General features: G+C 58.8%; 25 protein-coding genes. 16 read left to right on the top strand and 9 right to left on the bottom strand.

Translation table 11 applies throughout. The annotated features are described in order from the left end of the window. Positions 1-127: 127 nt before the first annotated feature. Positions 128-1,507 (top strand): putrescine aminotransferase, encoded by a 1,380-nt coding sequence (gene ygjG, locus IM267_RS14360; RefSeq protein ID WP_052682963.1) that lies wholly within the window; start codon positions 128-130, stop codon positions 1,505-1,507. A 143-nt stretch (positions 1,508-1,650) separates the two neighbouring features. Here the strand turns inward: ygjG and lsrG are convergent, their stop codons facing one another. From lsrG to lsrA, 6 genes are read right to left on the bottom strand one after another with little or no spacing between them, the layout of a single operon-like run. Continuing rightward, positions 1,651-1,944, bottom strand: a complete 294-nt coding sequence (gene lsrG / locus IM267_RS14365; protein ID WP_193033636.1) for a (4S)-4-hydroxy-5-phosphonooxypentane-2,3-dione isomerase — start codon at positions 1,942-1,944, stop codon at positions 1,651-1,653. Next, positions 1,941-2,828 (bottom strand): 3-hydroxy-5-phosphonooxypentane-2,4-dione thiolase, encoded by an 888-nt coding sequence (gene lsrF, locus IM267_RS14370; RefSeq protein WP_193033637.1) that lies wholly within the window; start codon positions 2,826-2,828, stop codon positions 1,941-1,943. The genes lsrG and lsrF overlap by 4 nt, the downstream gene beginning before the upstream one ends. 11 nt (positions 2,829-2,839) lie before the next feature. After that, complete coding sequence (gene lsrB / locus IM267_RS14375; RefSeq protein WP_107533906.1) at positions 2,840-3,841, bottom strand: autoinducer 2 ABC transporter substrate-binding protein LsrB; 1,002 nt, start codon at positions 3,839-3,841, stop codon at positions 2,840-2,842. A gap of 1 nt (position 3,842) precedes the next feature. Then, positions 3,843-4,820 carry an autoinducer 2 ABC transporter permease LsrD gene (gene lsrD, locus IM267_RS14380; protein WP_193033638.1) on the bottom strand — a complete coding sequence of 326 codons (978 nt, stop codon included), beginning with the start codon at positions 4,818-4,820 and terminating at the stop codon, positions 3,843-3,845. Further along, positions 4,821-5,852 (bottom strand): autoinducer 2 ABC transporter permease LsrC, encoded by a 1,032-nt coding sequence (gene lsrC / locus IM267_RS14385; RefSeq protein ID WP_193033651.1) that lies wholly within the window; start codon positions 5,850-5,852, stop codon positions 4,821-4,823. Continuing rightward, positions 5,852-7,336 carry an autoinducer 2 ABC transporter ATP-binding protein LsrA gene (lsrA, locus tag IM267_RS14390; protein WP_193033652.1) on the bottom strand — a complete coding sequence of 495 codons (1,485 nt, stop codon included), beginning with the start codon at positions 7,334-7,336 and terminating at the stop codon, positions 5,852-5,854. The genes lsrC and lsrA overlap by 1 nt, the downstream gene beginning before the upstream one ends. Positions 7,337-7,551: 215 nt before the next feature. Between lsrA and lsrR the strand changes: the two genes are divergently transcribed. The 3 genes from lsrR (at position 7,552) to IM267_RS14405 (ending at position 12,343) form a co-directional block, all read left to right on the top strand. Then, the gene (gene lsrR, locus IM267_RS14395) at positions 7,552-8,523 is read left to right on the top strand and encodes a transcriptional regulator LsrR (RefSeq protein WP_193033639.1); all 972 of its coding nucleotides are present in this window, start codon (positions 7,552-7,554) and stop codon (positions 8,521-8,523) included. Between the two features lie 32 nt (positions 8,524-8,555). After that, the gene (gene lsrK / locus IM267_RS14400) at positions 8,556-10,136 is read left to right on the top strand and encodes an autoinducer-2 kinase (protein WP_193033640.1); all 1,581 of its coding nucleotides are present in this window, start codon (positions 8,556-8,558) and stop codon (positions 10,134-10,136) included. Positions 10,137-10,321: 185 nt separating this feature from the next. After that, positions 10,322-12,343, top strand: coding sequence for an NADPH-dependent 2,4-dienoyl-CoA reductase (locus IM267_RS14405; protein ID WP_193033641.1), 2,022 nt, complete (start codon positions 10,322-10,324; stop codon positions 12,341-12,343). An 82-nt stretch (positions 12,344-12,425) separates the two neighbouring features. Here IM267_RS14405 and rlmG read toward each other — a convergent pair whose 3' ends face one another. After that, the gene (gene rlmG / locus IM267_RS14410; protein WP_193033642.1) at positions 12,426-13,562 is read right to left on the bottom strand and encodes a 23S rRNA (guanine(1835)-N(2))-methyltransferase RlmG; all 1,137 of its coding nucleotides are present in this window, start codon (positions 13,560-13,562) and stop codon (positions 12,426-12,428) included. Positions 13,563-13,645: 83 nt separating this feature from the next. Here rlmG and IM267_RS14415 point away from each other — a divergent pair, with 83 nt between their 5' ends. The 4 genes from IM267_RS14415 to sstT all read left to right on the top strand — a co-directional run bounded on the left by IM267_RS14415 (position 13,646) and on the right by sstT (position 17,935). Further along, positions 13,646-14,149 (top strand): YgjP-like metallopeptidase domain-containing protein, encoded by a 504-nt coding sequence (locus IM267_RS14415; protein WP_063451100.1) that lies wholly within the window; start codon positions 13,646-13,648, stop codon positions 14,147-14,149. A 70-nt stretch (positions 14,150-14,219) separates the two neighbouring features. Next, entirely contained in the window at positions 14,220-15,218 is a 999-nt protein-coding gene (locus IM267_RS14420) for a Gfo/Idh/MocA family protein (RefSeq protein ID WP_193033643.1), read from the top strand. Positions 15,219-15,470: 252 nt separating this feature from the next. Continuing rightward, positions 15,471-16,436 carry a TerC family protein gene (locus IM267_RS14425; RefSeq protein ID WP_063867641.1) on the top strand — a complete coding sequence of 322 codons (966 nt, stop codon included), beginning with the start codon at positions 15,471-15,473 and terminating at the stop codon, positions 16,434-16,436. Positions 16,437-16,693: 257 nt separating this feature from the next. Then, positions 16,694-17,935 (top strand): serine/threonine transporter SstT, encoded by a 1,242-nt coding sequence (sstT, locus tag IM267_RS14430; RefSeq protein WP_193033644.1) that lies wholly within the window; start codon positions 16,694-16,696, stop codon positions 17,933-17,935. Positions 17,936-18,021: 86 nt separating this feature from the next. On the opposite strand, the gene IM267_RS14435 is transcribed toward sstT, so the two are convergent. Both IM267_RS14435 and uxaC read right to left on the bottom strand, forming a co-directional pair. Further along, the gene (locus tag IM267_RS14435) at positions 18,022-19,509 is read right to left on the bottom strand and encodes a UxaA family hydrolase (RefSeq protein WP_193033645.1); all 1,488 of its coding nucleotides are present in this window, start codon (positions 19,507-19,509) and stop codon (positions 18,022-18,024) included. Between the two features lie 16 nt (positions 19,510-19,525). Continuing rightward, positions 19,526-20,938: a glucuronate isomerase gene (gene uxaC, locus IM267_RS14440; protein WP_107533925.1), complete on the bottom strand. Its 1,413-nt coding sequence runs from the start codon at positions 20,936-20,938 to the stop codon at positions 19,526-19,528. A gap of 475 nt (positions 20,939-21,413) precedes the next feature. Between uxaC and IM267_RS14445 the strand changes: the two genes are divergently transcribed. The 8 genes from IM267_RS14445 to IM267_RS14480 all read left to right on the top strand — a co-directional run bounded on the left by IM267_RS14445 (position 21,414) and on the right by IM267_RS14480 (position 26,600). Further along, positions 21,414-22,712 (top strand): MFS transporter, encoded by a 1,299-nt coding sequence (locus IM267_RS14445; RefSeq protein ID WP_063451094.1) that lies wholly within the window; start codon positions 21,414-21,416, stop codon positions 22,710-22,712. Between the two features lie 180 nt (positions 22,713-22,892). Further along, the gene (gene exuR, locus IM267_RS14450) at positions 22,893-23,669 is read left to right on the top strand and encodes a transcriptional regulator ExuR (RefSeq protein ID WP_063451093.1); all 777 of its coding nucleotides are present in this window, start codon (positions 22,893-22,895) and stop codon (positions 23,667-23,669) included. Between the two features lie 341 nt (positions 23,670-24,010). Beyond that, the gene (gene yqjA, locus IM267_RS14455) at positions 24,011-24,673 is read left to right on the top strand and encodes a DedA family general envelope maintenance protein YqjA (RefSeq protein ID WP_022649475.1); all 663 of its coding nucleotides are present in this window, start codon (positions 24,011-24,013) and stop codon (positions 24,671-24,673) included. A 2-nt stretch (positions 24,674-24,675) separates the two neighbouring features. Then, positions 24,676-25,059 (top strand): EnvZ/OmpR regulon moderator MzrA, encoded by a 384-nt coding sequence (gene mzrA, locus IM267_RS14460; RefSeq protein WP_063867631.1) that lies wholly within the window; start codon positions 24,676-24,678, stop codon positions 25,057-25,059. A gap of 143 nt (positions 25,060-25,202) precedes the next feature. Continuing rightward, positions 25,203-25,571 (top strand): DUF1090 domain-containing protein, encoded by a 369-nt coding sequence (locus IM267_RS14465; RefSeq protein WP_063451091.1) that lies wholly within the window; start codon positions 25,203-25,205, stop codon positions 25,569-25,571. Between the two features lie 29 nt (positions 25,572-25,600). Beyond that, on the top strand, positions 25,601-25,906 hold the full coding sequence (locus tag IM267_RS14470; RefSeq protein ID WP_003862645.1) for a YqjD family protein: 306 nt from the start codon (positions 25,601-25,603) through the stop codon (positions 25,904-25,906). A 2-nt stretch (positions 25,907-25,908) separates the two neighbouring features. Next, a complete protein-coding gene (locus IM267_RS14475) occupies positions 25,909-26,307 on the top strand; it encodes a phage holin family protein (RefSeq protein WP_003862647.1) in 399 nt (132 codons plus the stop codon). Further along, the gene (locus IM267_RS14480) at positions 26,304-26,600 is read left to right on the top strand and encodes a YqjK-like family protein (RefSeq protein WP_003862649.1); all 297 of its coding nucleotides are present in this window, start codon (positions 26,304-26,306) and stop codon (positions 26,598-26,600) included. Before IM267_RS14475 ends, IM267_RS14480 begins: the two co-directional genes overlap by 4 nt. The last annotated feature ends 42 nt before the right edge of the window (positions 26,601-26,642 follow it).

Genomic DNA, 26,642 nt, shown 5'->3' on the forward strand with positions numbered 1-26,642 from the left:
ATTAAATATTGCGCAACTTTGATTTAACCTGGCGTTTATCCCGATTTTCGTTAAGCCCTCTGAGGTGGCGTAATCCCTGCAATACTTACCTCAGTATCATGTGATACGCGATCCCCGGGAGCATATTTTGAACAGGTTACCTTCCAGCGCCTCGGCTCTTGCCTGTACCGCGCACGCACTGAATCTCATTGAAAAGCGAACGCTCGATCATGAGGAGATGAAACAACTTAACCGAGAGGTCATTGATTACTTTAAAGAGCACGTCAATCCTGGTTTTCTGGAGTATCGCAAATCTGTTACCGCCGGCGGGGATTACGGAGCCGTAGAGTGGCAAGCGGGCAGTCTGAATACGCTTGTCGACACCCAGGGACAGGAGTTTATTGATTGCCTGGGTGGTTTTGGTATCTTCAACGTGGGGCACCGTAATCCAGTTGTGGTTTCCGCCGTACAGAATCAACTTGCGAAACAACCTCTCCATAGCCAGGAGCTACTCGACCCGCTTCGCGCCATGCTCGCGAAAACGCTGGCGGCCTTAACGCCCGGCAAGCTGAAGTACAGCTTCTTTAGCAACAGCGGTACGGAATCGGTCGAAGCGGCAATCAAGCTCGCCAAAGCGTACCAGTCACCGCGCGGGAAATTCACCTTCATTGCCACCAGCGGCGCGTTCCACGGTAAATCCCTGGGTGCGCTGTCTGCGACCGCTAAATCCACTTTCCGCAAGCCGTTTATGCCGCTGCTGCCGGGCTTCCGCCACGTGCCGTTCGGCGACATTAACGCCATGCGTACCGTGCTGAGCGAATGCCGTAAAACCGGTGACGACGTGGCGGCGGTGATCCTGGAACCGATTCAGGGTGAAGGCGGCGTGATTTTGCCTCCGCAGGGTTATCTGCCCGCCGTGCGTCAGCTGTGCGATGAGTTTGGCGCGCTGCTGATCCTCGACGAAGTGCAGACCGGGATGGGGCGCACGGGCAGGATGTTTGCCTGCGAGCACGAGAACGTCCAGCCGGATATTCTCTGCCTGGCAAAAGCGCTCGGCGGCGGCGTGATGCCGATTGGCGCGACGGTTGCTACCGAGGAGGTGTTCTCCGTGCTGTTCGACAATCCGTTCCTGCACACCACCACCTTTGGCGGTAACCCGCTGGCCTGTGCGGCGGCGCTGGCGACCATCAACGTGCTGCTGGAGCAGAACCTGCCCGCGCAGGCGGAGCAGAAAGGCGATATGCTGCTGGACGGCTTCCGTCAGCTGGGCCGGGAATACCCGGACCTGGTGCAGGAGGCCCGCGGCAAAGGCATGCTGATGGCGATTGAGTTTGTTGATAACGAAATCGGCTACAGCTTCGCGAGCGAAATGTTCCGCCAGCGGGTTCTCGTGGCAGGAACGCTCAACAACTCGAAAACCATTCGCATTGAACCGCCGCTGACGCTCACCATTGAGCAGTGCGAGCAGGTGCTGAAGGCGGCGCGCAAGGCGCTGGCGGCACTGCGGGTAAGCGTGGAGGAAGCCTGAAAAACGCCGGGTGGCGCTACGCTTACCCGGCCTACAAAATCAACACAACCCCGTACCCGTAGGCCCGGTAAGCGTAGCGCCACCGGGCAAACCCGGCACCACACCGCGCAGGCCCGGTAAGCGCAGCGCCACCGGGCAAAACGTTACTCCGGCAACAACCCGACGAAACAGCGCTTTTTGCGCGGTTCCGACATCAGCTCTTCGAGCTTATCCACGCACGTCAGATAGTGCGGGGTTTGCTTGTGCGCCAGCACCGCCGCTTCGTCCTTATAGGCCTCGTAGATAAAGAACCGGGTTTTCACCCGCGGGTCCTGCAACACGTCAAAGCGCAGGTTGCCCGGCTCCCTGATGGCTCCCTCGTGGTTGGCGCGAAACACCTCCAGAAACTCGTCCACCCGCTCGGGCTTGATGTTGATCTCCACTAACGTCACGTTCATTTTGCTTCTCCCTGTTTCTCTTCCTGCCAGAACTGGAACGCCTCCCAGGCGCTCACGTTCTCGTGAACCACTTTTTTCACCGCCTTCAGCATGGCGAGCGGCGCGCTGGACTGGAAGATGTTGCGCCCCATGTCCACGCCCGACGCGCCCTGGTCAATCGCCCGCCAGCACATCTCCAGCGCCTCGAGCTCCGGCAGCTTTTTGCCCCCGGCGATGACGATCGGCACCGGGCAGCTGGCGGTCACTTTTTCAAAGCCCTCGTCCACGTAGTAGGTTTTGACGAACTGCGCCCCCATCTCGGCGGCGATGCGGCTGGCCAGCGAGAAGTAGCGCGCGTCGCGCGCCATCTCCTTGCCGACGCCCGTTACCGCCAGCGTCGGCATGCCGTAGCGCGCGCCCGCGTCAACCAGCTTGATGATGTTGTTGATAGACTGATGCTCAAACTCGCTTCCGATGTACACCTGCGCCGCCACCGCGCAGACGTTCAGGCGCAGGGCATCCTCCATCGCCACCGCCACGCACTCGTTCGACAGCTCGCCCAGAATGGAGTTACCGCCGGAGGCGCGCAGCACCACCGGTTTGTTCGTCGCGGCGGGCACCTGGCTCCTGAGGATACCGCGCGTGCACATCAGCACGTCGGTTTCGCCAAACAGCGGCGCAATAGAGAGATCGATACGCTCGAGGCCTGTAGTTGGCCCCTGAAAGTAGCCGTGGTCAAAGGCCAGCATCACCGTGCGGTTGCTCTGCGGATTGAAGATGCGCGAAAGCCGGGATTGCATGCCCCAGTCGAGCGAGCCGCAGCCCTTCAGGGTGTACGGTACGTTGACCTGCGGCGTACCGATGCCAAAATCCTTGCCGTCTTTGATGTCGTCTAAATCAGCCATTTGCTCCCCCGTCAGAAATCGTATTTGCTGATGTTCTCTTTGGTGAACACCACCCGCTCCGGCAGCAGCACGATGCCGTTGCCCTTCGCCTCATACTGATAGCCCTGCACGCTGTTCGGCTCCACCTTCAGCGTCCCGATACCTTTTACGTCTACGCTGTCGCCAGGGTTAAGATCGCCCTTTTTCAACAGGCGATCGGCGACGTTGACCGCAATTTTGCCCTGCTGCACCACGTCCCACAGGCCGAAGGCCTTCACCGTCCCGCGCTCAACGTACGGACGCATGACGTTCGGCGTGCTGAAGCCGACAATCGCCACCCCTTCCCGCTTCAGGTTCTCCGCCGCCTGCGCCGCCGCCGGCAGGGCGTTGGCGTCCGGGGCGATGATCGCGTCCAGATCCGGATACGCTTTTAAGATCCCCTCGGCGGTTTGCAGGGATTTGGTGGCGTCGTTATAGCCAAACTGGGTGGTCACGACCTGCCACTGCGGGTGATCTTTCTCGATTTTCGCCTTCGCCTCTTTCACCCACTGGTTCTGGTCGGTGACGGTGGGGCTGGAGTAGAAGAACGCCACTTTGGCATTCGGTTTGGTGACCTGTTTGCCCGCCATCTCCACCAGCAGGCCGCCCAGCTGTTCCGGCGTCCCCTGGTTGATATAAATGCTGCGGCACTCCGGTTTGGTGTCGGAATCCCAGGTCAGTACCTTTACGCCGCGCTGCATCGCGCGCTTCAGCGCCGGGCAGAGGCCGTCCGGCGACACGGCGGAGACGATAATGGCGTTATAGCCCTGGTTGACGAAGTTGTTGATGAGCTGCACCTGGCCGGAAACGCTCGGCTCGGTCGGGCCGTCGTAGGTCACGTCCACGCCAAGATCTTTTCCCGCCTCTTTCGCGCCGTTGCCGCCGCTGGTGAAGAAACCCACGCCCACCAGCTTGGGGATAAAGGCAATACGGTCCGCCGCCTGCGCCGAAGCGAAGCTGAGAGCCATTGCCAGGACGAGCAGTTTTGTTTTCATCTTACGCTCCGGATAGTTTTCTGAAGAGAGATCGCACCCATTCGCGGTGCAGACTCAGCGAACGTCCCATCACCACCACAACCAGCAGCGCCCCCGACAGCGCGCTCGACACCTGGTTAGGGATGCCGACCATCTGTAAACCCTGCTGGAGATACCCCACCAGCAGCGCCGCCAGCGCCGTACCCAGCACCGACCCTGAACCGCCGTAAATATTGGCCCCGCCGAGTACGGCGGCGGTGAGCGCGGGCATCAGCAAATCGCGCCCCAGATCCGAACGCGCAGAGCCGAAATAGGAGACCATCACCAGCGCGGCCACCGCCGACGCCACGCCCACCAGACCGTACAGCGCGTACGGCATGCCGTTCACCGACAACGCCGCATAGCGCGCCGCGCGCGGGTTTTGCCCAATCAAAAACAGATGGCGGCCAAAGCGCCCGCGATGGGTAATCAGCCAGAAGAAGGCGGTAATCACCGCGAACAGCACCAGCGGGATCGGCAGCCCCAGCACCGTGAGGTTAGCGAACGCGGTAAAACCGTCCGGGAAGCCGCCGATGCCCTCGTAGCCCGTCGCCCCCGCTATGCCGGAGAGCAGCAGCGCGCCGCCGCCGTAGAGGTAGAGCGTGCCGAGGGTAATGACTAAAGGGCTGATGCCGGTGTAGTGGATCAGCGCCGCATTCACCAGTCCGCACAGCAGGCCAAGCAGCAGCGTCAGCGGAACGGCGACCGCCATGGGCCACCCCGCCTGCATCATCACCCCCAGCGCGATGGCGCACAGGCCGATGGTGGAGCCCAGCGAAATGTCGATCCCGCCGCTGATAATCACCAGCGTCAGCGGCAGCGCCACGATGCCGATGCAGATGAAATCGCTGGTGCTGAACAGCAGCATGTTAACGTCGAGCATGCGCGGGTTAATGGCGCCGAAGAGCAGGATCTCCAGCACCAGCAATATCAGCAGCGCGCTTTCCCAGTTGAGCCTCATTTACGCCACCTCTTTGTTGCGTTTGGGAAACGGGGTAACGTGCTTTCCCCCTCTGTTGCCAGGCTGGAATCGGCCGTACTTCAGCGCCCGCTGATGGCGTGACAGCGCCTGGCGCAGCCGCCCGTCGAGCACCAGCACGCCCAGCAGCACCAGCCCGGCGATGAAGTCGTTCCACCACGCCGGCAGCCTGAACAGCACCAGCACGGTGTCGATTTGAGTCAGGAAGAACGCGCCGAGGAACGCACCGACCAGCGTGCCGGTGCCGCCCAGCAGCGAAATGCCGCCGAGCACGCAGGCGGCAATGGCCTTCATCTCCAGCCCGCTGCCGGTCTGGTTGGGCACAAAGCCAATCTGCGCGGCAAAGACAATCCCGGCACAGGCCGCCAGCATGCCGTTGAGGGTGAAGGCGATCATGCGCGTGCGGTTCACCGCCACGCCCAGCTGGCGCGCGGCGGCGAGGTTATCCCCCACCGCGTAAAAATCACGCCCGAACGCGGTGCGCGACAGCGTCCACGCGCCAACGACCACGAGCATCAACACTCCCACGCCGAGCGGTGAAATGCCGATGGCGGCAGGTTCAGAGAGAGACTTCAGCCCCGGCGGCAGCCCTTCAATCCACTTTCCGCCCGTCCAGAGCAGCATCGCGCCGCGGTACAGCCCCAGCGTACCGAGGGTGGCGACAATCGCCGGAATGCGCAGGCCCACCACCAGAAAACCGTTGAACGCCCCCGCCAGCGCGCCAATCGACAGCGCGAAGAGAATGGAAACGGGCAGGCTGTAGCCGCCGTTGAGCGCCACGCCCACGGCAATGGCGGACAGCCCGACGGTTGAGCCCACGGAGACGTCGATATTGCGGGTCAGCATCACCAGCGCGGCGCCGATGGCCAGCAGGATCAGGATCTGCGCGCTGGCGAAGATCATCCCCAGCGTTTGCAGGCTGAAGTAGGACGGATTCAGCGCCACCAGCACGGCGAACAGCGCCAGAATGGCGAGAAACGCGCTCAGCTCGCGGTTTTTGAGTAAGATCTTCATCATTGACCTCCAAACGCCAGCGCCATCATCCGGTCGAGGCTGACGGCGTGGCGCGGCAGCTCGCCGCTGAGTACGCCCTGATGCATCACCAGCACGCGGTCCGCGAGGCCGAGAAATTCATCGAGATCGCTTGAGATCATCAGCACCGCAACGTTCTGCGCCGCCACGCTTTTAATGAGCTGGTAGATATCGGCGCGTGCCGACACGTCCACGCCGCGCGTCGGCTCATCGACGATCAGCAACAAAGGATTGGCCTCCAGGCAGCGCGCCAGCAGCACCTTCTGTTGATTGCCGCCTGAGAGTGTGCGCACGGTTTGATCCGCATGGTTGAGCTTGATCCCCAGCGCCCGGTGATAGCGCTCCACCACCGCAGACTCCCGCTTTCGCTGCTGCCAGGGCGACGGCTCGTTCAGCGCCACCGTGTTCCAGCGCACAGGCGCGTCGAGAAACAGGCCAGACACCTGCCTGTCTTCCGGCAGATAAACCAGCCCTTTTTCCAGACGTGAACCCACCGGATCGGTGGTGATCTCCCGGCTCTCCAGCCACACCCGCCCGCCGCGTACGGGACGCAGGCCGTAGAGCGTTTCGGCAAACTCGGTGCGCCCGGAACCCACCAGTCCGGCAAGGCCGACGATCTCCCCGGCGTAAATCTCCAGGCTGAGATCGATAAAGCCCTCTCCGGTGAGATCTTCCACGCGCAGCACCGGAAAATCCTGCGGCTGGGTGCGGCGGTTGCCCGGCAGCGCCAGCCACAGCTTTTGCGCATCGCTTAAGCCTTTCTCGCGGCTGACCGGCGTCATGGCGGCGATCAGGGCGCTGTCGTCAAACTGGGCGGTTTCGCCGCTGAGCACTACCGCGCCGTCGCGCATCACCGAAACGTGGCTCGACAGCATGCGGATTTCCGGCAGCTTATGCGAGATAAAGACAATCCCGACGCCGAGCGCCTGTAAGGCCCGGATCTGGCGAAACAGCCGTTCGGTTTCGCCGGGCGTCAGCGAGGCCGTGGGCTCGTCGAGGATCAGAATTCTGGCGTTGCGCATCAGCCCGCGCAGGATCTCCACCATCTGCTGGTCCGCCACTTCCAGGGTGCTGGCGGTGGCGTCGAGATTAAGCTGACATTGCAGCTGCTGGAGTTTCTCCGCCAGCCGCTTTTCCCGATCGCGCTCTCGCGGCAGGCGGAACAGGATGTTTTCCCGCACGGTCAGGTTGGGGAAAAGCAGAGGCTCCTGCGGCACCAGATAAATGCCTAACCGGTGCGCCTGCGCCGGGGTAAGCCGTGCAAACGACTCGCCCGCAACCGAAAGTTCACCGCTATCCGGCGTTTCCACCCCGGCGATGATCTTCATTAGCGTCGATTTTCCCGCGCCGTTACCGCCCATCAGCGCGTGCACCTGCCCCGCAAGCAGCGTGAAATCAATGCCTTTTAAGACCGGCACGCCTGAGAACTGCTTGCTGATATTCCGCGCGTTGAGAAGTGGTGTCATCATCGCTCCGATATTGAACAAATGATTTTTAGATTTAATAATGTTCAAAAGCGTAGACGGTGAACTATATTTACAACCGTGCAGGGATCACAGTTTTATCGATTGATATTCAGATTAACCAGAAACGATCTAAAAGATCCGTTTTGCCGCGTGGCTCACATTTTCACGCCGCGCCATTACGAACATATGATCTAAATTTTTATAAGAGTTCAATTATGAGCGATAAACGCACTGCGGAAGAAGGACGGTTTGCCGGGCTGGCACTAGCAGAAGAGGAGCTGGTGGCGCGCGTCGCCTGGTGCTACTACCACGACGGGCTGACCCAGAATGATATCGGCGAACGGCTCGGTTTGCCGCGCCTGAAGATCTCCCGCCTGCTGGAGAAAGGCCGTCAGTCGGGGGTGATCCGCGTGCAGATCAACTCCCGCTACGAGGGCTGCCTGGCGCTGGAAACTGAGCTACAGCAGCGCTTTGGCCTGAAGCTGGTGCGCGTGATGCCCGCCCTCAATACCCCGCCGATGAACGTGCGGTTAGGCATTGGCGCGGCGCAGTCGCTGATGGGCGTGCTGGCGCCCGGCCAGCTGTTAGCGGTGGGCTTCGGTGAAACCACCATGAGCAGTCTGCAACACTTAAGCGGCTTTATCAGCTCGCAGCAGATCCGCCTGGTGACGCTTTCCGGCGGCGTGGGGCCGTATATGACCGGTATCGGCCAGCTGGATGCGGCCTGTAGCGTCAGCATGATCCCCGCCCCGCTTCGCGTTTCATCCGCTGAAGTCGCCGGGATCTTAAAGCGCGAAACCAGCGTGCGGGACGTGATCCTCGCCGCGACCGCCGCTGACGTGGCGGTGGTCGGCATTGGTTCCGTGAACCAGCGCCGTGACGCGACGATACTGCGCTCCGGCTATATCAGCGAAGGTGAACAGCTGATGTACGCCCGTAAAGGGGCGGTGGGCGATATCCTCGGCTATTTCCTTAACGCCGAAGGGGTATGCGTCGAGGAGCTGGAGATCCACAAAGAATTACTGGGCGTCACGCTCGATGAACTGGCGCAACTGCCCACCATCGTCGGCGTGGCCGGAGGGGAAGAGAAAGCCGATGCGATTTACGCCGCACTGAAAGGTCGCCGTATTAATGGCCTGGTGACGGAAGAGACGACAGCCCGCGCGGTGCTGGCTCTGGCCGAATAAGAGTCGCCCTGCGCTAACAGCGAGGCAAGCTCATGAGTTACCTTTTAGCGTTAGATGCAGGGACAGGCAGCGTTCGCGCCGTGATTTTCGATTTACAGGGCAACCAGATTGCCGTCGGCCAGGCCGAGTGGAAGCACCTGAGCGTGGAGAACGTGCCGGGATCGATGGAATTCGACCTCGACACCAACTGGCAGCTGGCCTGCCGGTGCATTCATCAGGCGCTGGAGCGCGCGCGCCTGAGCGCGGCGGATATTCAGTCTGTCGCCTGCTGTTCGATGCGCGAAGGGATCGTGCTGTACGATCGCAGCGGCGAGGCCATCTGGGCCTGCGCCAACGTTGACGCCCGCGCCAGCCGCGAGGTAGCTGAACTCAAAGAGATCCACGACTATCGTTTTGAATCCGAAGTGTATGACGTTTCCGGGCAGACGCTTGCCCTTAGCGCCATGCCGCGCCTGCTCTGGCTGGCGCATCATCGCCCTGATATTTATCGTAAGGCCGCCACTATCACCATGATCAGCGACTGGCTGGAGGCAAAGCTTTCCGGCGAGCTGGCGGTGGACCCGTCCAATGCGGGCACCACCGGCATGCTGGATCTCTTTTCACGCGACTGGCGTCCGGCACTGCTCGACATGGCCGGGCTGCGCGCCGATATCCTCTCGCCGGTGAAAGAGACCGGCACCGTGCTGGGTGCTATCACCAAAGAAGCCGCGCAGCAGAGCGGCCTGCGCGAAGGCACCCCGGTCGTGATGGGCGGTGGCGACGTGCAGCTGGGCTGCCTGGGGCTGGGCGTGGTCCGCGCCGGACAAACGGCGGTGCTGGGCGGCACCTTCTGGCAGCAGGTGGTTAACCTGCCGCAGGTGCGCACCGACCCTGAGATGAACATCCGCGTGAACCCGCACGTTATTCCCGGCATGGCGCAGGCGGAGTCGATCAGCTTCTTTACCGGGCTGACCATGCGCTGGTTCCGCGACGCCTTTTGCGCCGAGGAAAAGCTGATTGCCGAGCGGATGGGGATGGACACCTATTCCCTGCTGGAAGAGATGGCGGGCCGCGTACCCGCTGGCTCCCACGGCGTAATGCCAATCTTCTCCGACGCGATGCATTTCAAGCAGTGGTACCACGCCGCGCCGTCGTTTATTAACCTCTCCATCGACCCGGAAAAGTGCAACAAAGCGACGCTGTTCCGCGCCCTGGAGGAGAACGCGGCAATCGTCTCGGCCTGTAACCTGACGCAGATTTCGCGCTTCTCCGGCGTGACGTTTGATAGCCTGGTGTTTGCGGGCGGCGGCGCGAAGGGCGCCCTGTGGAGCCAGATTTTAAGCGACGTCACCGGTCTGCCGGTGCGCGTGCCGGAAGTCAAAGAGGCAACGGCGCTCGGCTGCGCCATTGCCGCCGGAACGGGCGCGGGGCTGTTTTCGGATATGGCCTCGACGGGCGAGCGGCTGGTGAAGTGGAGCCGCGAGTTTACGCCAAACCCGCAGCACCGGGAGCTGTACGACGGCATGATGCAGAAGTGGCAGGCGGTGTACGCCGACCAGCTCGGCCTGGTGGACAGCGGGCTGACGACGTCGATGTGGCAGGCGCCGGGGTTAGCGCGGGCAGCGATGCCGTAAATAACGCCGGATGGCGCTGCGCTTATCCGTCCTGGGGTTTTGTAGCCCCGGTAAGCGTAGCGCCACCGGGGAAGTTCTTTGAGATCTATCACAATCATTCGATCCCGCTTTTACCTTTCTGCTGCCGCTGGCTAAATTAGTAACTCATCCGACCACATAACAATAATTTTACACTGGAAGAGACTATGAGCCGCTATCCGTCGCTATTCGCCCCCCTCGATCTGGGGTTTACCACCCTCAAAAACCGCGTGCTGATGGGCTCGATGCACACCGGGCTGGAGGAGCGTCCGGACGGGGCTGAACGTCTGGCGGCCTTCTACGCCGAGCGCGCGCGCCACGGGGTGGCGCTGATTGTCACCGGCGGCGTAGCCCCTGCCCCTACCGGCGTGACGATGGAGGGCGGTGCAGTTCTGAATGATGCGACACAGCTGCCGCATCACCGGATTGTCACGGACGCGGTGCATAACGAAGGCGGCAAAATCGCCCTGCAAATTCTGCATACCGGGCGCTACAGCTATCAGCCAAAGCTGGTTGCGCCATCGGCTATTCAGGCGCCAATTAACCGCTTTACCCCTCACGCCCTCAGCCACGACGAGATCCTGGCGCTGATCGACGATTTTGCCCGCTGCGCCGCGCTGGCGCGTGAGGCGGGTTACGACGGCGTGGAGGTGATGGGCTCTGAAGGCTATCTGATTAACGAGTTCCTCGCCGCCCGCACCAACCAGCGCGACGACGAATGGGGCGGCGACTATGCCCGCCGAATGCGCTTTGCCGTGGAAGTGGTGCGTGCGGTGCGTGAACGTGCGGGTGCGGATTTTATTATCATCTTCCGCCTGTCGATGCTCGACCTGGTGGAAGGCGGCGGCACGTTCGACGAAACCGTACAGCTGGCGCAGGCGATCGAAGCCGCAGGCGCCACGATTATCAACACCGGAATTGGCTGGCACGAAGCGCGCATTCCGACCATCGCCACGCCGGTGCCGCGCGCGGCGTTCAGTTGGGTAACGCGCAAGCTTAAAGGCAAAGTCTCCGTTCCGCTGGTAACGACGAATCGCATTAACGACCCGCAGGTGGCGGACGATGTGATCTCACGCGGCGACGCCGATATGGTATCGATGGCGCGTCCGTTCCTCGCGGATGCTGAACTGCTCTCTAAAGCGCAAAGCGGCCGTGCGGATGAGATCAACACCTGCATCGGCTGTAACCAGGCGTGTCTGGATCAGATCTTCGCCGGCAAAGTCACCTCATGCCTGGTGAACCCCCGCGCCTGCCATGAGACCAAAATACCGGTCGTCCCGGCGGTCAGTCAAAAACGCCTGGCCGTCGTGGGTGCCGGCCCCGCAGGCCTGGCGTTTGCGGTCAATGCCGCCACGCGCGGGCACCGCGTGACGCTGTTTGATGCCGCCGGTGAAATTGGCGGGCAGTTTAATATCGCCAAACAGATCCCCGGCAAAGAGGAGTTCTATGAAACCCTGCGCTATTACCGCCGGATGATCGACCTGACGGGTGTTGATCTGCGGCTTAACCAGTTTGTCAACGCGGCGGATCTCATCGACTTCGACGAGGTGATCCTCGCGAGCGGGATCGCCCCGCGCACGCCTGCGATCGAGGGCATCGATCATCCGAAGGTGTTGAGCTATCTGGACGTACTGCGCGATAAAGCGCCCGTTGGTGAAAAGGTGGCGATTATCGGCTGCGGCGGCATTGGCTTTGATACCGCGATGTATTTAAGCCAGCCGGGCGAGGCCACCAGCCAGAACATCGCCGAGTTTTGCGTGGAATGGGGCATTGATACCAGCCTCAGTCAGTCCGGGGGCCTGCGCCCGGAAGGTCCACAGCTGCCGAAAAGCCCGCGTCAGATCGTGATGCTCCAGCGTAAGGCCAGCAAGCCGGGCGAAGGGCTGGGCAAAACCACGGGCTGGATCCACCGCGCCACCCTGCTCTCACGCGGGGTGAAGATGATCCCGGGGGTGAGCTACCAGAAGATCGACGACGACGGGCTGCACGTGCTGATCGGCGGTGAACCGCAGCTGCTGCGCGTGGATCATGTGATTTTATGTGCCGGACAGGAGCCGAAGCGCGATCTGGCCGATCCGCTGCGCGAAGCCGGTAAAACGGTACATTTGATTGGCGGGTGCGATGTGGCGATGGAGCTGGATGCGCGGCGGGCGATTGCTCAGGGGACAACATTGGCATTAGCGATTTGATTTCTTGTCCGGTGGCGCTGCGCTTACCGGGCCTACAAAACCGTAGGCCTGTGCAAGCGCAGCGCCGCCAGGCAAAACCATCTTACCGACGACGCCCCAGCTTCACCGCTTTCAGCACCACAAACTTGTTGTTCGTCGCAATGGTGACGCAGTTACCGAAGATCTTTTTCAGCTTGTGGAAGTAGTCCAGGTGGCGGTTCGCCACGATGTACAGCTCGCCGTTGATTTTCAGGCAGCGGCGCGCGTGGTGGAACATCTCCCACGCGACGTTATCCGTCAGGGCGTGCTTCTGGTGGAACGGCGGGTTGCAGAACACGGCGTTAAAGCGGAAAGGCTCTACGCCGGAGAGCGCGTTGTTAATCATAAACTCGCAGCGATCCAGCGCGTCCGGCATGTTGGTTTCCACGTTCAGACGGCTGGAGGCCACCGCCATCGGCGACTCGTCGCTGAACACCACGCTGGCTTCCGGATTCTTCGCCAGCAGCGTCAGGCCAATCACCCCGTTGCCGCAGCCCAGATCGACAATTTCCCCTTCCAGATTTTCCGGCAGATGTTCCATAAAGAAACGCGCTCCGATGTCCAGACCGGTGCGTGAGAAAACGTTCGCATGGTTGTGGATGGTCCAGTCGGTGCCTTCCAGCGTCCAGCTCAGGGTCTCCGGCGCGTCGGCCAGTTCCGGCGCGCTAAAGGTACAGTTGATCAGGCGCGCTTTTTTCCAGGCGAGCGTGGTGGTGGTCGGACCGAGCACTTTCTCGAACAGCTCCAGCGTCGAGGTGTGAATATCGCGCGCCTTCGCACCCGCGATAATACGCGTTTCTGGCGTCACGACTTTACGCAGCGCGCGCAGCTGCTGTTCCAGCAGCGCCATGGTTTTGGGCACTTTGATCAGCACCACGCCCGGCGCCTGCGGGTAGTCCGCGGTGCTGTCGAGGAACTTCACGCTGGATTCGTCGATGTCGTTGTGACGCAGGTTTTCACGCGTCGCCAGCTCGCTCAGGTAAGAATCGCCGATGCTGTAAGGTGCGTGTTCCGCCAGCGCGCAGCCCAGCGCGCCAAACGCGTCATTCAGGATCAGAACCGGGCCGCGGATTTCAGTCTCATCCAACTGTTGCAGCAGATATTCATCCGCCGCTTCCCACGCCTGAAGCGGGTTTACGTCGTCCGTTTCCGGGAAACGTTTAAGGTTGAGTGAACGGAAACCGTTGTCTAAGTGGCTCATCGGCCCTCCTGAATGGTAAAATTTGGCGTATCCCTGAAAAGGGTGCGTGAGTATACCCGTTTTATTGTCGATTTGGGGCGTTGATGAACCAACTTACTTATCTCCAGGGCTACCCGGAGCATTTACTTTCCCAGGTTCGCAGCCTGATTGCCGAGCAGAAGCTCGGCGCGGTGCTGGAAAAACGCTATCCCGGCACCCACGATTTCGCGACCGATAAGGCGCTCTGGCAGTATACGCAGGATCTGAAAAACCGTTATCTCAGAAGCGCCCCGCCGATCAACAAGGTGATGTACGACAACAAGATCCACGTGCTGAAAAATGCGCTCGGCCTGCACACCGCCATCTCCCGCGTGCAGGGCGGCAAGCTAAAGGCTAAGGCGGAGATCCGCGTGGCGACCGTTTTCCGTAACGCGCCGGAAGCCTTTCTGCGGATGATCGTGGTGCACGAGCTGGCGCACCTGAAAGAGAAAGAGCACGACAAAGCCTTCTATTCCCTGTGCTGCCATATGGAGCCGCAGTACCACCAGCTGGAGTTTGATACCCGGCTGTGGCTGACGCATTTATCGTTAAAGAGTAATGCGCAGTAGCGCACGCGAAATGTCATGATGACGTGCTACAGTGGTTTTAAGTTCCCTGCTACGGAGTACGTAAACGTTTATGATACGTTTCGCAGTCATCGGTACGAACTGGATCACGCGCCAGTTCGTCGACGCCGCCCACGAAACCGGCAAATATAAGCTCACCGCAGTCTATTCCCGCAGCCTTGAGCAGGCGCAGAGTTTTGCGAATGACTACCTGGTTGAACATCTGTTCACCTCGCTCGATGAGATGGCGCAAAGCGACGCCATTGACGCGGTCTATATCGCCAGCCCGAATTCTCTGCATTTCACGCAAACGAAGCTGTTCCTCAGCCACAAAAAGCACGTGATCTGCGAGAAGCCGCTGGCCTCGAATATTGAGGAAGTGGAAGCCGCCATTCAGCTTGCCCGGGAAAACCAGGTGGTGCTGTTTGAAGCGTTCAAAACCGCCAGCCTGCCGAACTTCCTGCTGTTGCAGCAGTCCCTGCCGAAAATTGGCAAAGTGCGTAAAGCCTTTATCAACTACTGCCAGTATTCCTCGCGCTACCAGCGCTATCTGGACGGCGAAAACCCGAATACCTTTAACCCGGCCTTCTCGAATGGCTCAATTATGGATATCGGTTTTTACTGTCTGGCCTCTGCGGTCGCGCTGTGGGGTGAACCGCACGGCGTGACGGCCACCGCCAGCCTGCTGGAGAGCGGCGTGGACGCCCACGGTATCGTGGTGCTGGACTACGGTGATTTCAGCGTGACGTTGCAGCACTCGAAGGTCAGCGACTCCGTACTGCCAAGCGAAATTCAGGGCGAAGACGGCTCGCTGGTGATCGAAAAAATATCCGAATGCCAGAAGCTCAGCATCGTCCCGCGCGGCGGAAAAGCGCAGGAGCTGACGCAGCCTCAGCATATTAACACTATGCTTTATGAGGCAGAGGTCTTCGCCCGTCTGGTAGAAGACAACGAAGTGAACCACCCTGGGCTGGCGATCAGTCGCACCACGGCGAAGCTGCAAACGGAGATCCGCCGACAGACCGGCGTAGTCTTCCCCGCAGACGGCGTGAATGTGGAAGCCGTCGCGTAAAGCTGTGTAATGAAACCGTGCAGAGCATTGACGAAATCGATGGTCTGACATATTTTGTTACCTGCAAAGGGGAGTAACTTCTTCGCCGGTGGATCGTCATTACGATGCGTGCAAAACCGCATCCGGTCGCCGGGCAACCTTCATGGTTGTAAGTGAGACCTTGCCGGAAGGCGAGGTCTATGCATAAAAAGCTAACGGCTATCGTCTTCTGACCATAGCCGTTTTTGTTTTTTTATGTGTAAGGAAAATAGTATGCATTCTGTCGGCACTCCAATGCTGTGGGGCGGATTCGCGGTAGTCGTGCTCATCATGCTGGCAATCGACCTCTTTTTGCAGGGTCGTCGCGGCGAGCATGGCATGAGCGTCAAGCAAGCCGCCGTCTGGTCGCTGGTATGGGTATCCCTCTCACTCCTCTTCTGCGCCGTCTTCTGGTGGTACCTGGCCTCAACCGAAGGCCGTGCGGTGGCGGATCCTCAGGCACTCGCCTTCCTCACCGGCTATCTGATTGAAAAAGCGCTGGCGGTTGATAACGTCTTCGTCTGGCTGATGCTGTTCAGCTATTTTGCCGTGCCTGCGGCTCTGCAACGCCGCGTGCTGGTCTACGGCGTGCTGGGTGCCATCATCCTGCGTACCATCATGATCTTCGCCGGCAGCTGGCTGATTACCCAGTTCGAATGGCTGCTGTACGTGTTCGGCGCGTTCCTGCTGTTCACCGGGGTCAAAATGGCGCTGGCGAAAGAAGACGATACCGGTATCGGTGATAAGCCGCTGGTGAAGTGGATCCGTGGTCATCTGCGCATGACGGACAAAATCGAGAGCGAGCATTTCTTCGTGCGTAAGAACGGCCTGCTGTTCGCCACCCCGCTGCTGCTGGTGCTGATTCTGGTCGAGCTGAGCGACGTTATCTTTGCGGTGGACAGTATTCCGGCAATCTTCGCGGTCACCACCGACCCGTTCATCGTCCTGACCTCGAACCTGTTTGCGATCCTCGGCCTGCGTGCGATGTACTTCCTGCTGGCAGGGGCGGCAGAGCGCTTCTCCATGCTGAAGTACGGTCTGTCGGTGATTCTGGTCTTCATTGGTATCAAGATGCTGATTGTCGATTTCTACCATATCCCGATCGCCATTTCGCTCGGCGTGGTGTTTGGCATTCTGCTGGTGACGCTGGTTATCAATACCTGGGTTAACCGCCAGCACGATAAAAAGCAGCAGGTTTAGTGCGTTTTGCCCGGTGGCGCTGCGCTTACCGGGCCTACACGGACCCAATTCGTAGGCCGGGTAAGCGTAGCGCCACCCGGCCTTCCGTTAATTAATAGTTAAAAAACATGACGCAACACGTAAAATCCAGCATTTTACTCTTCCGCCTTTCCCCGCTTTCCTTGATACTCAACCAGGCAAACAAATATTTACATCCTGAAATAAATGTGACTTAGAGCACATCCAGGATGGAACACAATTTCACTTAGGAATTTAGTATGAGCACACAATCTAAGGGCCTGCTTGCGCGTCTGACGCAGGGCAGCCTGGTTAAACAAATCCTGGTAGGGCTGGTTCTGGGTATTCTGCTGGCGCTGGTGTCAAAACCTGCCGCGGAAGCAACAGGGCTTCTCGGAACGCTTTTCGTGGGCGCGCTGAAGGCCGTTGCGCCGGTGCTGGTACTGATGCTGGTGATGGCTTCTATCGCCAATCACCAGCACGGACAAAAAACCAACATTCGCCCGATTCTCTTTTTATATCTGCTGGGCACGTTTTCTGCTGCGCTGACCGCAGTGGTCTTTAGCTTCCTCTTCCCCTCCACGCTGCATCTGACCTCTGCGGCGGGCGACGTTACGCCGCCTTCAGGCATTGTGGAAGTGCTGCGCGGCCTGCTGATGAGCATGGTTTCTAACCCCATTGATGCCCTGCTGAATGCCAACTACATTGGCATCCTGGTGTGGGCGATCGGCCTGGGCTTCGCCCTGCGTCACGGCAACGAAACGACGAAAAATCTGGTCAACGACATGTCCAACGCCGTGACCTTTATCGTGAAGGTCGTGATTCGCTTTGCGCCCATCGGTATCTTCGGCCTGGTGTCGTCTACCCTGGCCACAACCGGCTTTGAGGCGCTGTGGGGCTACGCGCAGCTGCTGATGGTGCTGGTCGGCTGTATGCTGCTGGTGGCGCTGGTGATCAACCCGCTGCTGGTGTTCTGGCAGATCCGCCGTAACCCGTATCCGCTGGTGCTGACCTGCCTGCGCGAGAGCGGCGTATACGCCTTCTTTACCCGCAGCTCGGCGGCAAACATTCCGGTCAACATGGCGCTGGCGGAGAAGCTGAACCTGGATCGCGATACCTATTCGGTTTCAATTCCACTGGGAGCAACCGTGAACATGGCGGGTGCGGCGATCACCATCACCGTGCTGACGCTGGCGGCCGTGCATACGCTGGGTATTCCGGTCGATCTGCCAACTGCCCTGCTGCTGAGCGTGGTGGCATCGCTGTGCGCCTGTGGCGCCTCCGGCGTGGCGGGCGGCTCGCTGCTGCTGATCCCGCTGGCGTGCAATATGTTCGGTATCCCGAACGAGATTGCCATGCAGGTCGTCGCAGTCGGCTTTATTATCGGCGTATTGCAGGATTCCTGCGAAACGGCGCTGAACTCCTCTACCGACGTGCTGTTCACCGCTGCGGCCTGTCAGGCGGAAGACGCGCGTTTAGCGAAGAACGCCCTGCGAGGTTAAAAAGAAAAGCCCGGTGGCGGCTACGCCTTACCGGGCCTACAGAATACCGTATGTCGGGTAAGCGTTAGCGCCACCCGACATAACGCTTACAGCGTCACACCACTCTTAAAGAGCGCCAGCTCGCGGAAGTCGTTCTTCTCGTTACAGGTTTGCTTGCCGCTGGCAATTTCCACGATGACATCAACAAATTCATCGAGCAGCTGCGGCATCGCCTTGCCGTGGATCAGCTGGCCCGCGTCAAAGTCGATCCAGTGCTTTTTCTTCGCCGCCAGTTCGCTGTTGGTGGCGATTTTCACCGTCGGCACAAATCCGCCGTACGGCGTACCGCGACCGGTACTGAACAGCACCATGTGGCAGCCTGCCCCCGCCAGCGCACTGGTGGCGACCGCGTCGTTACCCGGCGCGCTCAGCAGGTTCAGACCGTGGGTTTTCAGCCTTTCGCCGTAGCGCAGCACGTCCACCACCTGGCTGGCCCCCGCTTTCTGGGTGCAGCCGAGGGATTTCTCTTCCAGCGTGGTGATGCCCCCCGCTTTGTTACCCGGCGACGGATTCTCATAAATCGGCTGGTTATGGGCGATGAAGTACTGCTTGAAGTCGTTGACCATGGTGACGGTCTTCTCAAACGTCTCTTCGTCGCGGCAGTGGCTCATCAGAATGCGCTCCGCGCCAAACATCTCCGGCACTTCGGTCAGCACCGTGGTGCCGCCGTTGGCAATCACGTAATCCGAGAAGCGGCCCAGCATTGGGTTAGCCGTAATGCCGGAAAGACCGTCAGATCCGCCGCATTCCAGGCCAAACTTCAGCTCGCTCAGCTTGCCCGGCTCGCGGCTGTCGTGGCGCATCACCTCATACAGCTGATGCAGCTGTTCAACGCCCGCTTCCACTTCGTCGTCCTGGTGCTGACACACCATAAAGTGCACGCGCGCAGGGTCGAATTCGCCCAGCGTGTCGCGGAAGGCATCCACCTGGTTGTTCTCGCAGCCCAGGCCGATCACCAGCACCGCGCCCGCATTCGGGTGGCGCACCATGTTTTGCAGCATGGTGCGGGTGTTGATGTGGTCGTCACCCAGCTGCGAACAGCCGTAAGTGTGGCTAAACAGGTGCACGCCGTCGGTGCCTTCAGCATCGTTGGTCTCTTTCAGGAAGCGCGTCTGGATTTGACGCGCGATCCCGTTCACGCAGCCGACGGTCGGAAGGATCCACAGCTCATTGCGGATCCCCACCTCGCCGCTGGCGCGGCGGTAGATCTGCACCTCACGATCGGCCGCCTGTCCTTCTTCTGGCTGGAAGTCAGGTTGATAGCTGTACTCGTCCAGATCGCTGAGATTGGTGCGGGTATTGTGCGAATGAATATATTCACCCGGCGCAATATCCGCCAGCGCATGACCGATGGGCAAACCGTACTTCACCACGTTCTCCCCTTTCGCGATGGGGATCAGGGCAAACTTATGTCCACGTCCAATGGCCTGGCGTAACGTTACCGACTGGTTGTCGAAGGTCACTTCCGTCCCTTCGGCTAAATCTGCCAGCGCGACGGCAACGTTATCCAGCGAATGGATTTTGATGTATTGCATATCAACCTCAAACGGCCTAGTTCAGTTCAATGGCGAAGTAGTCACGCGCATTGTTAAAGCAGATGTTTTTCACCATTTCGCCCAGCAGCTGGATATCCGCTGGCGCTTCACCCGCGTGCACCCAGCGGCCAATCATCTGGCACAGAATGCGGCGGAAATATTCATGACGGGTATAGGACAGGAAGCTGCGGCTGTCGGTCAGCATACCCACGAAGCGGCTTAACAGACCGAGCTGCGCCAGCTGCGTCATCTGACGCTCCATGCCGTCTTTCTGATCGTTGAACCACCAGCCGGAGCCGAACTGCATCTTGCCCGGCATACCTTCACCCTGGAAGTTGCCGATCATGGTGCCCAGCACTTCGTTATCGCGCGGGTTCAGGCAGTAAAGAATGGTTTTCGGCAGCAGGTTTTGCTCGTTCTGTTTGCTCAGCAGCTTAGACAGCTCTTCCGCCAGCGGGCGGTCGTTGATGGAGTCGAAGCCCACGTCCGCGCCCAGCAGTTTGAACTGACGCTGGTTGTTATTACGCAGCGCGCCGATGTGGTACTGCTGCACCCAGCCGCGACGGGCATATTCCGCGCCGAGGAACACCAGCACCGCCGTTTTGAACTGGGCGACTTCATGCTCGCTTAACTGTTCGCCGGAGAGACGACGCGCCAGAATGCTGTCCAGTTCGGCTTCGTTGGATTCCGCGAACAGCACCACGTCCAGCGCGTGGTCAGAAACTTTACAGCCGTGTGCGGCGAAGTGATCCAGACGTTTGGTCAGCGCAGATTGCAGATCGGCAAAACGGCGGATGTCGGTATCAGACACTTCCGCCAGTTTCGCCATGTAGTCGTTAAAGGTTGCCAGCTCGATGTTGAAGGCTTTATCCGGGCGCCAGCTTGGCAGCACCTTGATGTCAAACGTGCTGTCCTTCGCGACAACCGCGTGGTGCTCCAGGGAGTCGATCGGATCGTCGGTGGTGCCCACCATTTTCACGTTCATCTGCTTCATGATGCCGCGCGCCGAGAAGCTATCCTGCGCCAGCAGTTCGTTGCACTGGTCCCAGATTTCATCCGCAGTGGCGGGAGACAACAGCTTGCCGGTGATACCAAACGGACGACGCAGTTCGAGGTGTGTCCAGTGGTAAAGCGGGTTCCCGATGGTGTGCGGCACGGTAGCGGCCCAGGCGTCGAACTTCTCGCGATCGGTGGCGTCACCGGTACACAGGCGCTCGGCCACGCCGTTGGTGCGCATTGCGCGCCATTTATAGTGGTCACCCTTCAGCCAGATATCATACAGGTTTTTGAAACGATAATTTTCGGCAACCTGCTGCGGCGGTAAGTGGCAGTGGTAGTCGAAAATCGGCTGGTCTTTCGCGTAGTCGTGGTACAGGCGGCGAGCAAATTCGGTATCTAACAGAAAATCTTCGGTCATAAACGGCGTCATTATCGTCTTCCTCATTACGGGAGCGTCAGAAAGCTTATGTTCAGATGCTGCAAAGTTATCACACCAATTTCCAGAGTCCGACGTTTTTTTCGTGAGTTAGATCAATAAACGTCGACAAATAAATTACCCTCAAAGGGGTAAACCCTCCTGCAAGCCGCGCCATATCTGGCTTTGCGCGCGTCGCTTAATGACCACACAAAGATTCACACTTTTGTGATGTCACTCACCTTTTAAAGTTGTATGACAAGTTATCTTTTCGCCGTCGCAAACTATAAGCCGACGGAATGCATTACCGGTGTTTGATACATCGGATTTAACGGTACGGAAGCCGACTTAGCACGATTATTTATGGCAAGGTTCGGGCCGTTCCGGGACAGGTTCCCGGTTACGCCCCTCCCGTTACAGAACAGCTCCCGGCAACGGTTGAGTTGTTGCCGTGTCCCGACACGGAAATAACATAACGATGAGGTTTTACATGCGTAAAATTAAAGGGTTACGTTGGTACATGATTGCACTGGTGACGCTCGGCACCGTGCTGGGCTACCTGACACGTAACACCGTGGCAGCAGCGGCGCCAACGTTGATGGAAGAGTTGCATATCTCCACGCAGCAATACTCTTACATCATTGCGGCCTATTCTGCCGCTTACACCGTAATGCAGCCTGTTGCAGGTTATGTTCTTGATATTCTGGGTACAAAAATTGGTTATGCCTTCTTCGCCGTTGCCTGGGCCGTGTTCTGCGGCGCGACCGCACTGGCAGGCAGCTGGGGCGGTCTGGCGCTGGCGCGTGGCGCGGTAGGTGCCGCCGAAGCGGCGATGATCCCCGCAGGTCTGAAAGCCAGCTCTGAGTGGTTCCCGGCAAAAGAGCGTTCCATCGCGGTGGGTTACTTCAACGTGGGTTCATCCATCGGGGCGATGATTGCGCCGCCGCTCGTGGTGTGGGCTATCGTGATGCACAGCTGGCAGATGGCGTTCATCATCTCCGGGGTGCTGAGCTTCGCCTGGGCCATGGCGTGGCTGATTTTCTACAAGCACCCTCGCGACCAGAAAAAGCTGTCTACCGAAGAACGCGACTACATTATTAACGGCCAGGAATCTCAGCATCAGACCGATAACGGCAAAAAGATGTCCGTCTGGCAGATCCTGGGCACCCGTCAGTTCTGGGGTATCGCCCTGCCACGTTTCCTGGCAGAGCCGGCCTGGGGTACGTTCAACGCCTGGATCCCGCTGTTCATGTTTAAAGTTTACGGCTTTAACCTGAAAGAGATCGCGATGTTCGCCTGGATGCCAATGCTGTTTGCTGACCTGGGCTGTATCGTCGGCGGCTACCTGCCACCGCTGTTCCAGCGCTGGTTTGGCGTGAACCTGATTGTCTCCCGTAAGATGGTGGTGACCATGGGCGCGCTGCTGATGATCGGCCCGGGTATGATCGGCCTGTTCACCAGCCCTTACGTGGCTATCGCGCTGCTGTGTATCGGGGGCTTTGCTCACCAGTCCCTGTCTGGCGCGCTGATTACGCTCTCTTCCGACGTGTTTGGCCGTAACGAAGTGGCCACCGCCAACGGCCTGACCGGTATGGCCGCCTGGACAGCGAGCACGATGTTTGCCCTGGTGGTCGGCGCGCTGGCGGATACCATCGGCTTCAGCCCGCTGTTCGCGGTACTGGCTATCTTCGACCTGCTGGGTGCGGTGGTTATCTGGACGGTGCTGAAAAGCAAATCCGCCGACGAGCTGGCGAAAGAGTCCCTTGGGGGACCGGCGACGCAGAGTTAGCGTTGTTGTGCCGGGTGGCGCTACGCTTACCCGGCCTACAAAACCCGTAGGCCCGTGCAAGCGAAGCGCCGCCGGGCATTTAAAGGCCGCTGAGTAGCGGCTTTTTTAATGGCGAAATCTGGAGACTGGCACGCAAAAGTGGTATAACAAATCAATCGCCGTACCCTGCCTGGAGCGCATATGGAAATCACCGAATCACGTCGTTTATATCAACAACTTGCCGCCGAGCTGAAAGATCGCATCGAGCAAGGTGTCTATCTTGTCGGTGATAAACTGCCCGCCGAGCGTTTCATTGCGGATGAAAAAAGCGTCAGCCGCACCGTGGTGCGCGAAGCCATCATCATGCTGGAAGTGGAAGGCTACGTTGAGGTTCGCAAAGGTTCCGGCATTCACGTGATTTCCAACCAGGCCAAACACTCCCCCGCCCCGGACGAAAGCCTGGAATTTGCCAGCTACGGCCCGTTTGAGCTTCTCCAGGCTCGCCAGCTGATTGAGAGCAACATTGCGGAATTTGCGGCGACGCAGGTGACCAAGCAAGACATCATGAAGCTGATGGAAATTCAGGACCACGCGCGTAAAGAAAAATGCTTCCGCGATTCCGAATGGGACCTGCAATTCCACGTCCAGGTTGCTCTTGCGACTCAGAACACGGCGCTGGCGGCAATCGTTGAAAAAATGTGGACTCAGCGCGTTCACAACCCGTACTGGAAGAAATTGCACGATCACATTGATTCCCGCACGGTAGACAACTGGTGTGACGATCACGACCAGATCCTCAAGGCGCTGATTCGTAAGGATCCGCATGCGGCAAAACTGGCGATGTGGCAGCATCTGGAGAACACCAAACAGATGCTGTTTAATGAAACCAGCGATGACTTCGAATTTAACGCTGACCGCTATCTTTTTGCCGATAATCCGGTGGTTCACCTCGATACTGCGACCAATCTCGCAAAATAAGCCTTCGTACTGCCGGCAGGCGCACCGCCGCGCCCTCCGGCCAGACAGGGTAAGAAAACCTCTATAGTGTCAGCCTTTGTAAAATCTCTCGCTCCCCTCCGTGGCTTACGCCAAAATCGTGTTTCCCCTCAAATTCTGTGACGCAGAACGTCGGGCTTTGTTACAATTGGATTCACTTCGTTATTTTGTAAGTTAGTGCTTGCTAACCAGCCAATTAACAGGGAACAGTGTTGGCCACACCTCAATGTGTCCGCGAGCGACCATAATGAAATCATAACAATGTCGCCGTGCTGTTTTCCCGAATGACAGGCGTGACGTTAACCGATTTCCAGGAACACTGAATGGAACTTTTGACCCAACTACTGAATGCCCTCTGGGCTCAGGATTTCGAAACGCTGGCCAACCCATCCATGATTGGCATGCTCTACTTTGTGTTATTTATGATCCTGTTCCTTGAGAACGGCCTGCTGCCTGCCGCCTTTTTACCGGGCGACAGCCTGCTGGTGCTGGTTGGGGTGCTCTGTGCAAAAGGGGCGATGGCTTTCCCGCAAACGGTCCTGCTTTTGACCATCGCCGCCAGCCTGGGTTGCTGGGTGAGTTATATTCAGGGGCGATGGCTGGGCAACACGCGGATCGTCCAGAACTGGCTTTCGCATCTTCCGGCACATTACCACCAGCGAGCCCACCACCTGTTCCATAAGCACGGGCTTTCCGCCTTGCTGATCGGCCGCTTTATCGCCTTTGTACGCACCCTGCTGCCGACCATCGCGGGCCTGTCTGGCCTCAGCAGCGCGCGCTTCCAGTTCTTTAACTGGATGAGCGGCTTGCTGTGGGTTCTGATCCTGACCACGCTCGGCTACGCGCTCGGGAAAACGCCGGTCTTTATGAAGTATGAAGACCAGCTGATGTCTTGCCTGATGCTGCTGCCGGTCGTTCTGCTGGTGTTTGGCCTGGTCGGTTCACTGGTTGTACTGTGGAAGAAGAAATACGGAGCCAGGGGTTAACGATGGTTATCTCCCCGCTCGCCCTGCGTCGTTTCTCTTACGCCATCGTTGCGCTGATGATGTTCAGCGCCCTCATTCTGCTGTGGTCTGCGCTACAGCATCAGGAGTCGACGCTGGCTATCCGTCCTGTGAATCAAGGAACCAGCGTGCCGGATGGTTTTTCCATCTGGCATCATCTGGACGCTAACGGGATCCGCTTTAAGAGCATCACGCCGCAAGACGATGTCCTGCTGATAAAGTTTGACTCCAGTGCGCAAAGCGCCGCGGCGAAAGCGGTGCTGGACCGAACGCTGCCGCAGGGTTACATCATCGCGCAACAGGACGATGACAGCCACGTCGCCTCCTGGATGTCACGGCTACGCGACACGTCGCATCGATTTGGTTAACGACTAATATTCCGAATATTTTCACCTACTTTGGTGAAACTCCCGTTTACTTACTATGCTTAAGTACGCGGAGCACCCCTCAGATGTTCTCCGCAAAGTTCTGGAACACGGCTTACGCCGTAACACAATGGAAGGTTTCTATAATGAAATACCGCATCACCCTTGCTCTGGCCCTTTTTTCTTTAAGCACAGCTTCCTTCGCGATGTCTCTTTGTCAGGAGAAAGAAAAGGATATCCAACGCGAAATCAGTTATGCCGAGAAGCATAACAATCAGCACCGGATCGACGGTCTGAAAAAGGCGTTGAGCGAAGTGAAAGATAATTGTACGGACAGCAAGCTGCGTGCCGATCATCAGGAAAAAATCGCTGAACAGAAGGACGAGATAGCCGAGCGCCGTCAAGACCTGCAAGAAGCGAAAGAGAAAGGTGATGCGGAAAAAATTGCCAAGCGCGAGAGGAAGTTGCAAGAGGCGCAGGACGAACTGAAAGCGCTGGAAGCTCGCGATTATTGAGTTAACGGAAATCTCAACAGGAGAGAATCATGTCAAAAGATACAACTTCAGAAAATCTGCGCGCTGAACTGAAATCCCTGGCGGACACCCTGGAAGAGGTGCTGAACTCTTCTGCCGATAAATCGAAAGAAGAAGTGAGCAAACTGCGCAGCAAAGCGGAGCAGGCGCTGAAAGAGAGCCGTTACCGTCTGGGTGAAACCGGCGACGCGCTGGCGAAACAGACCCGCGAAGCGGCTGCGCGCGCAGACGAATATGTACGTGATAATCCATGGACGGGTGTAGGTATTGGCGCCGCAGTGGGTGTGGTGCTGGGTGTCCTGCTGACGCGTCGTTGATTATGGAAGATCCACGTCACGCACAAGGGCCTGCTAAAAACGTCCTCGGCATCGGCCAGCGTATTCTTACGACGCTGGTCGGGATTGCCGAAACGCGCGTCCGGCTTGCGGTAGTGGAGCTGGAAGAGGAGAAAGCCAACCTCTTCCAGATGCTGCTCATGCTCGGGCTTACGATGCTCTTTGCCGCGTTTGGCCTGATGAGCCTGATGGTGTTAATCATCTGGGCTATCGATCCACAGTATCGTCTGAACGCGATGATTGCCACAACCGTGGTTCTGCTGGTTGCAGCGCTGATAGGCGGTATCTGGACCCTGCATAAAGCGCGCACCTCGACCTTCCTGCGCCACACGCGTCAGGAGCTGGCCAACGACCGCGCCCTGCTGGAGGATGATAAGTCGTGAGCGACAAAGCCGAACGTCAGAAGCGTAAAGCGTATCTGCTGAGCCAGATCCAACAGCAGCGGTTGGATCTGTCCGCCAGCCGACGCGACTGGGTTGAAGCCACGCATCGGTTTGACCGGGGCTGGAACACTGTTCTGAGCCTGCGCTCATGGGCGCTGGTCGGCAGCAGCGTAATGGCGATCTGGTCGGTTCGGCATCCTAATATGCTGATCCGCTGGGCACGCCGCGGCTTTGGTGCCTGGAGCGCCTGGCGTCTGGTGAAAACTACGCTGCGTCAGCAGCAGCTGCGCTAGCCTTCTCCCCGGGTGGCGCTGCTGTATGACCGGATACATAGG

The sequence above is a fragment of the Enterobacter cloacae complex sp. P15RS genome, from assembly GCF_014895905.1.
Lineage (GTDB): Bacteria > Pseudomonadota > Gammaproteobacteria > Enterobacterales > Enterobacteriaceae > Enterobacter > Enterobacter quasihormaechei.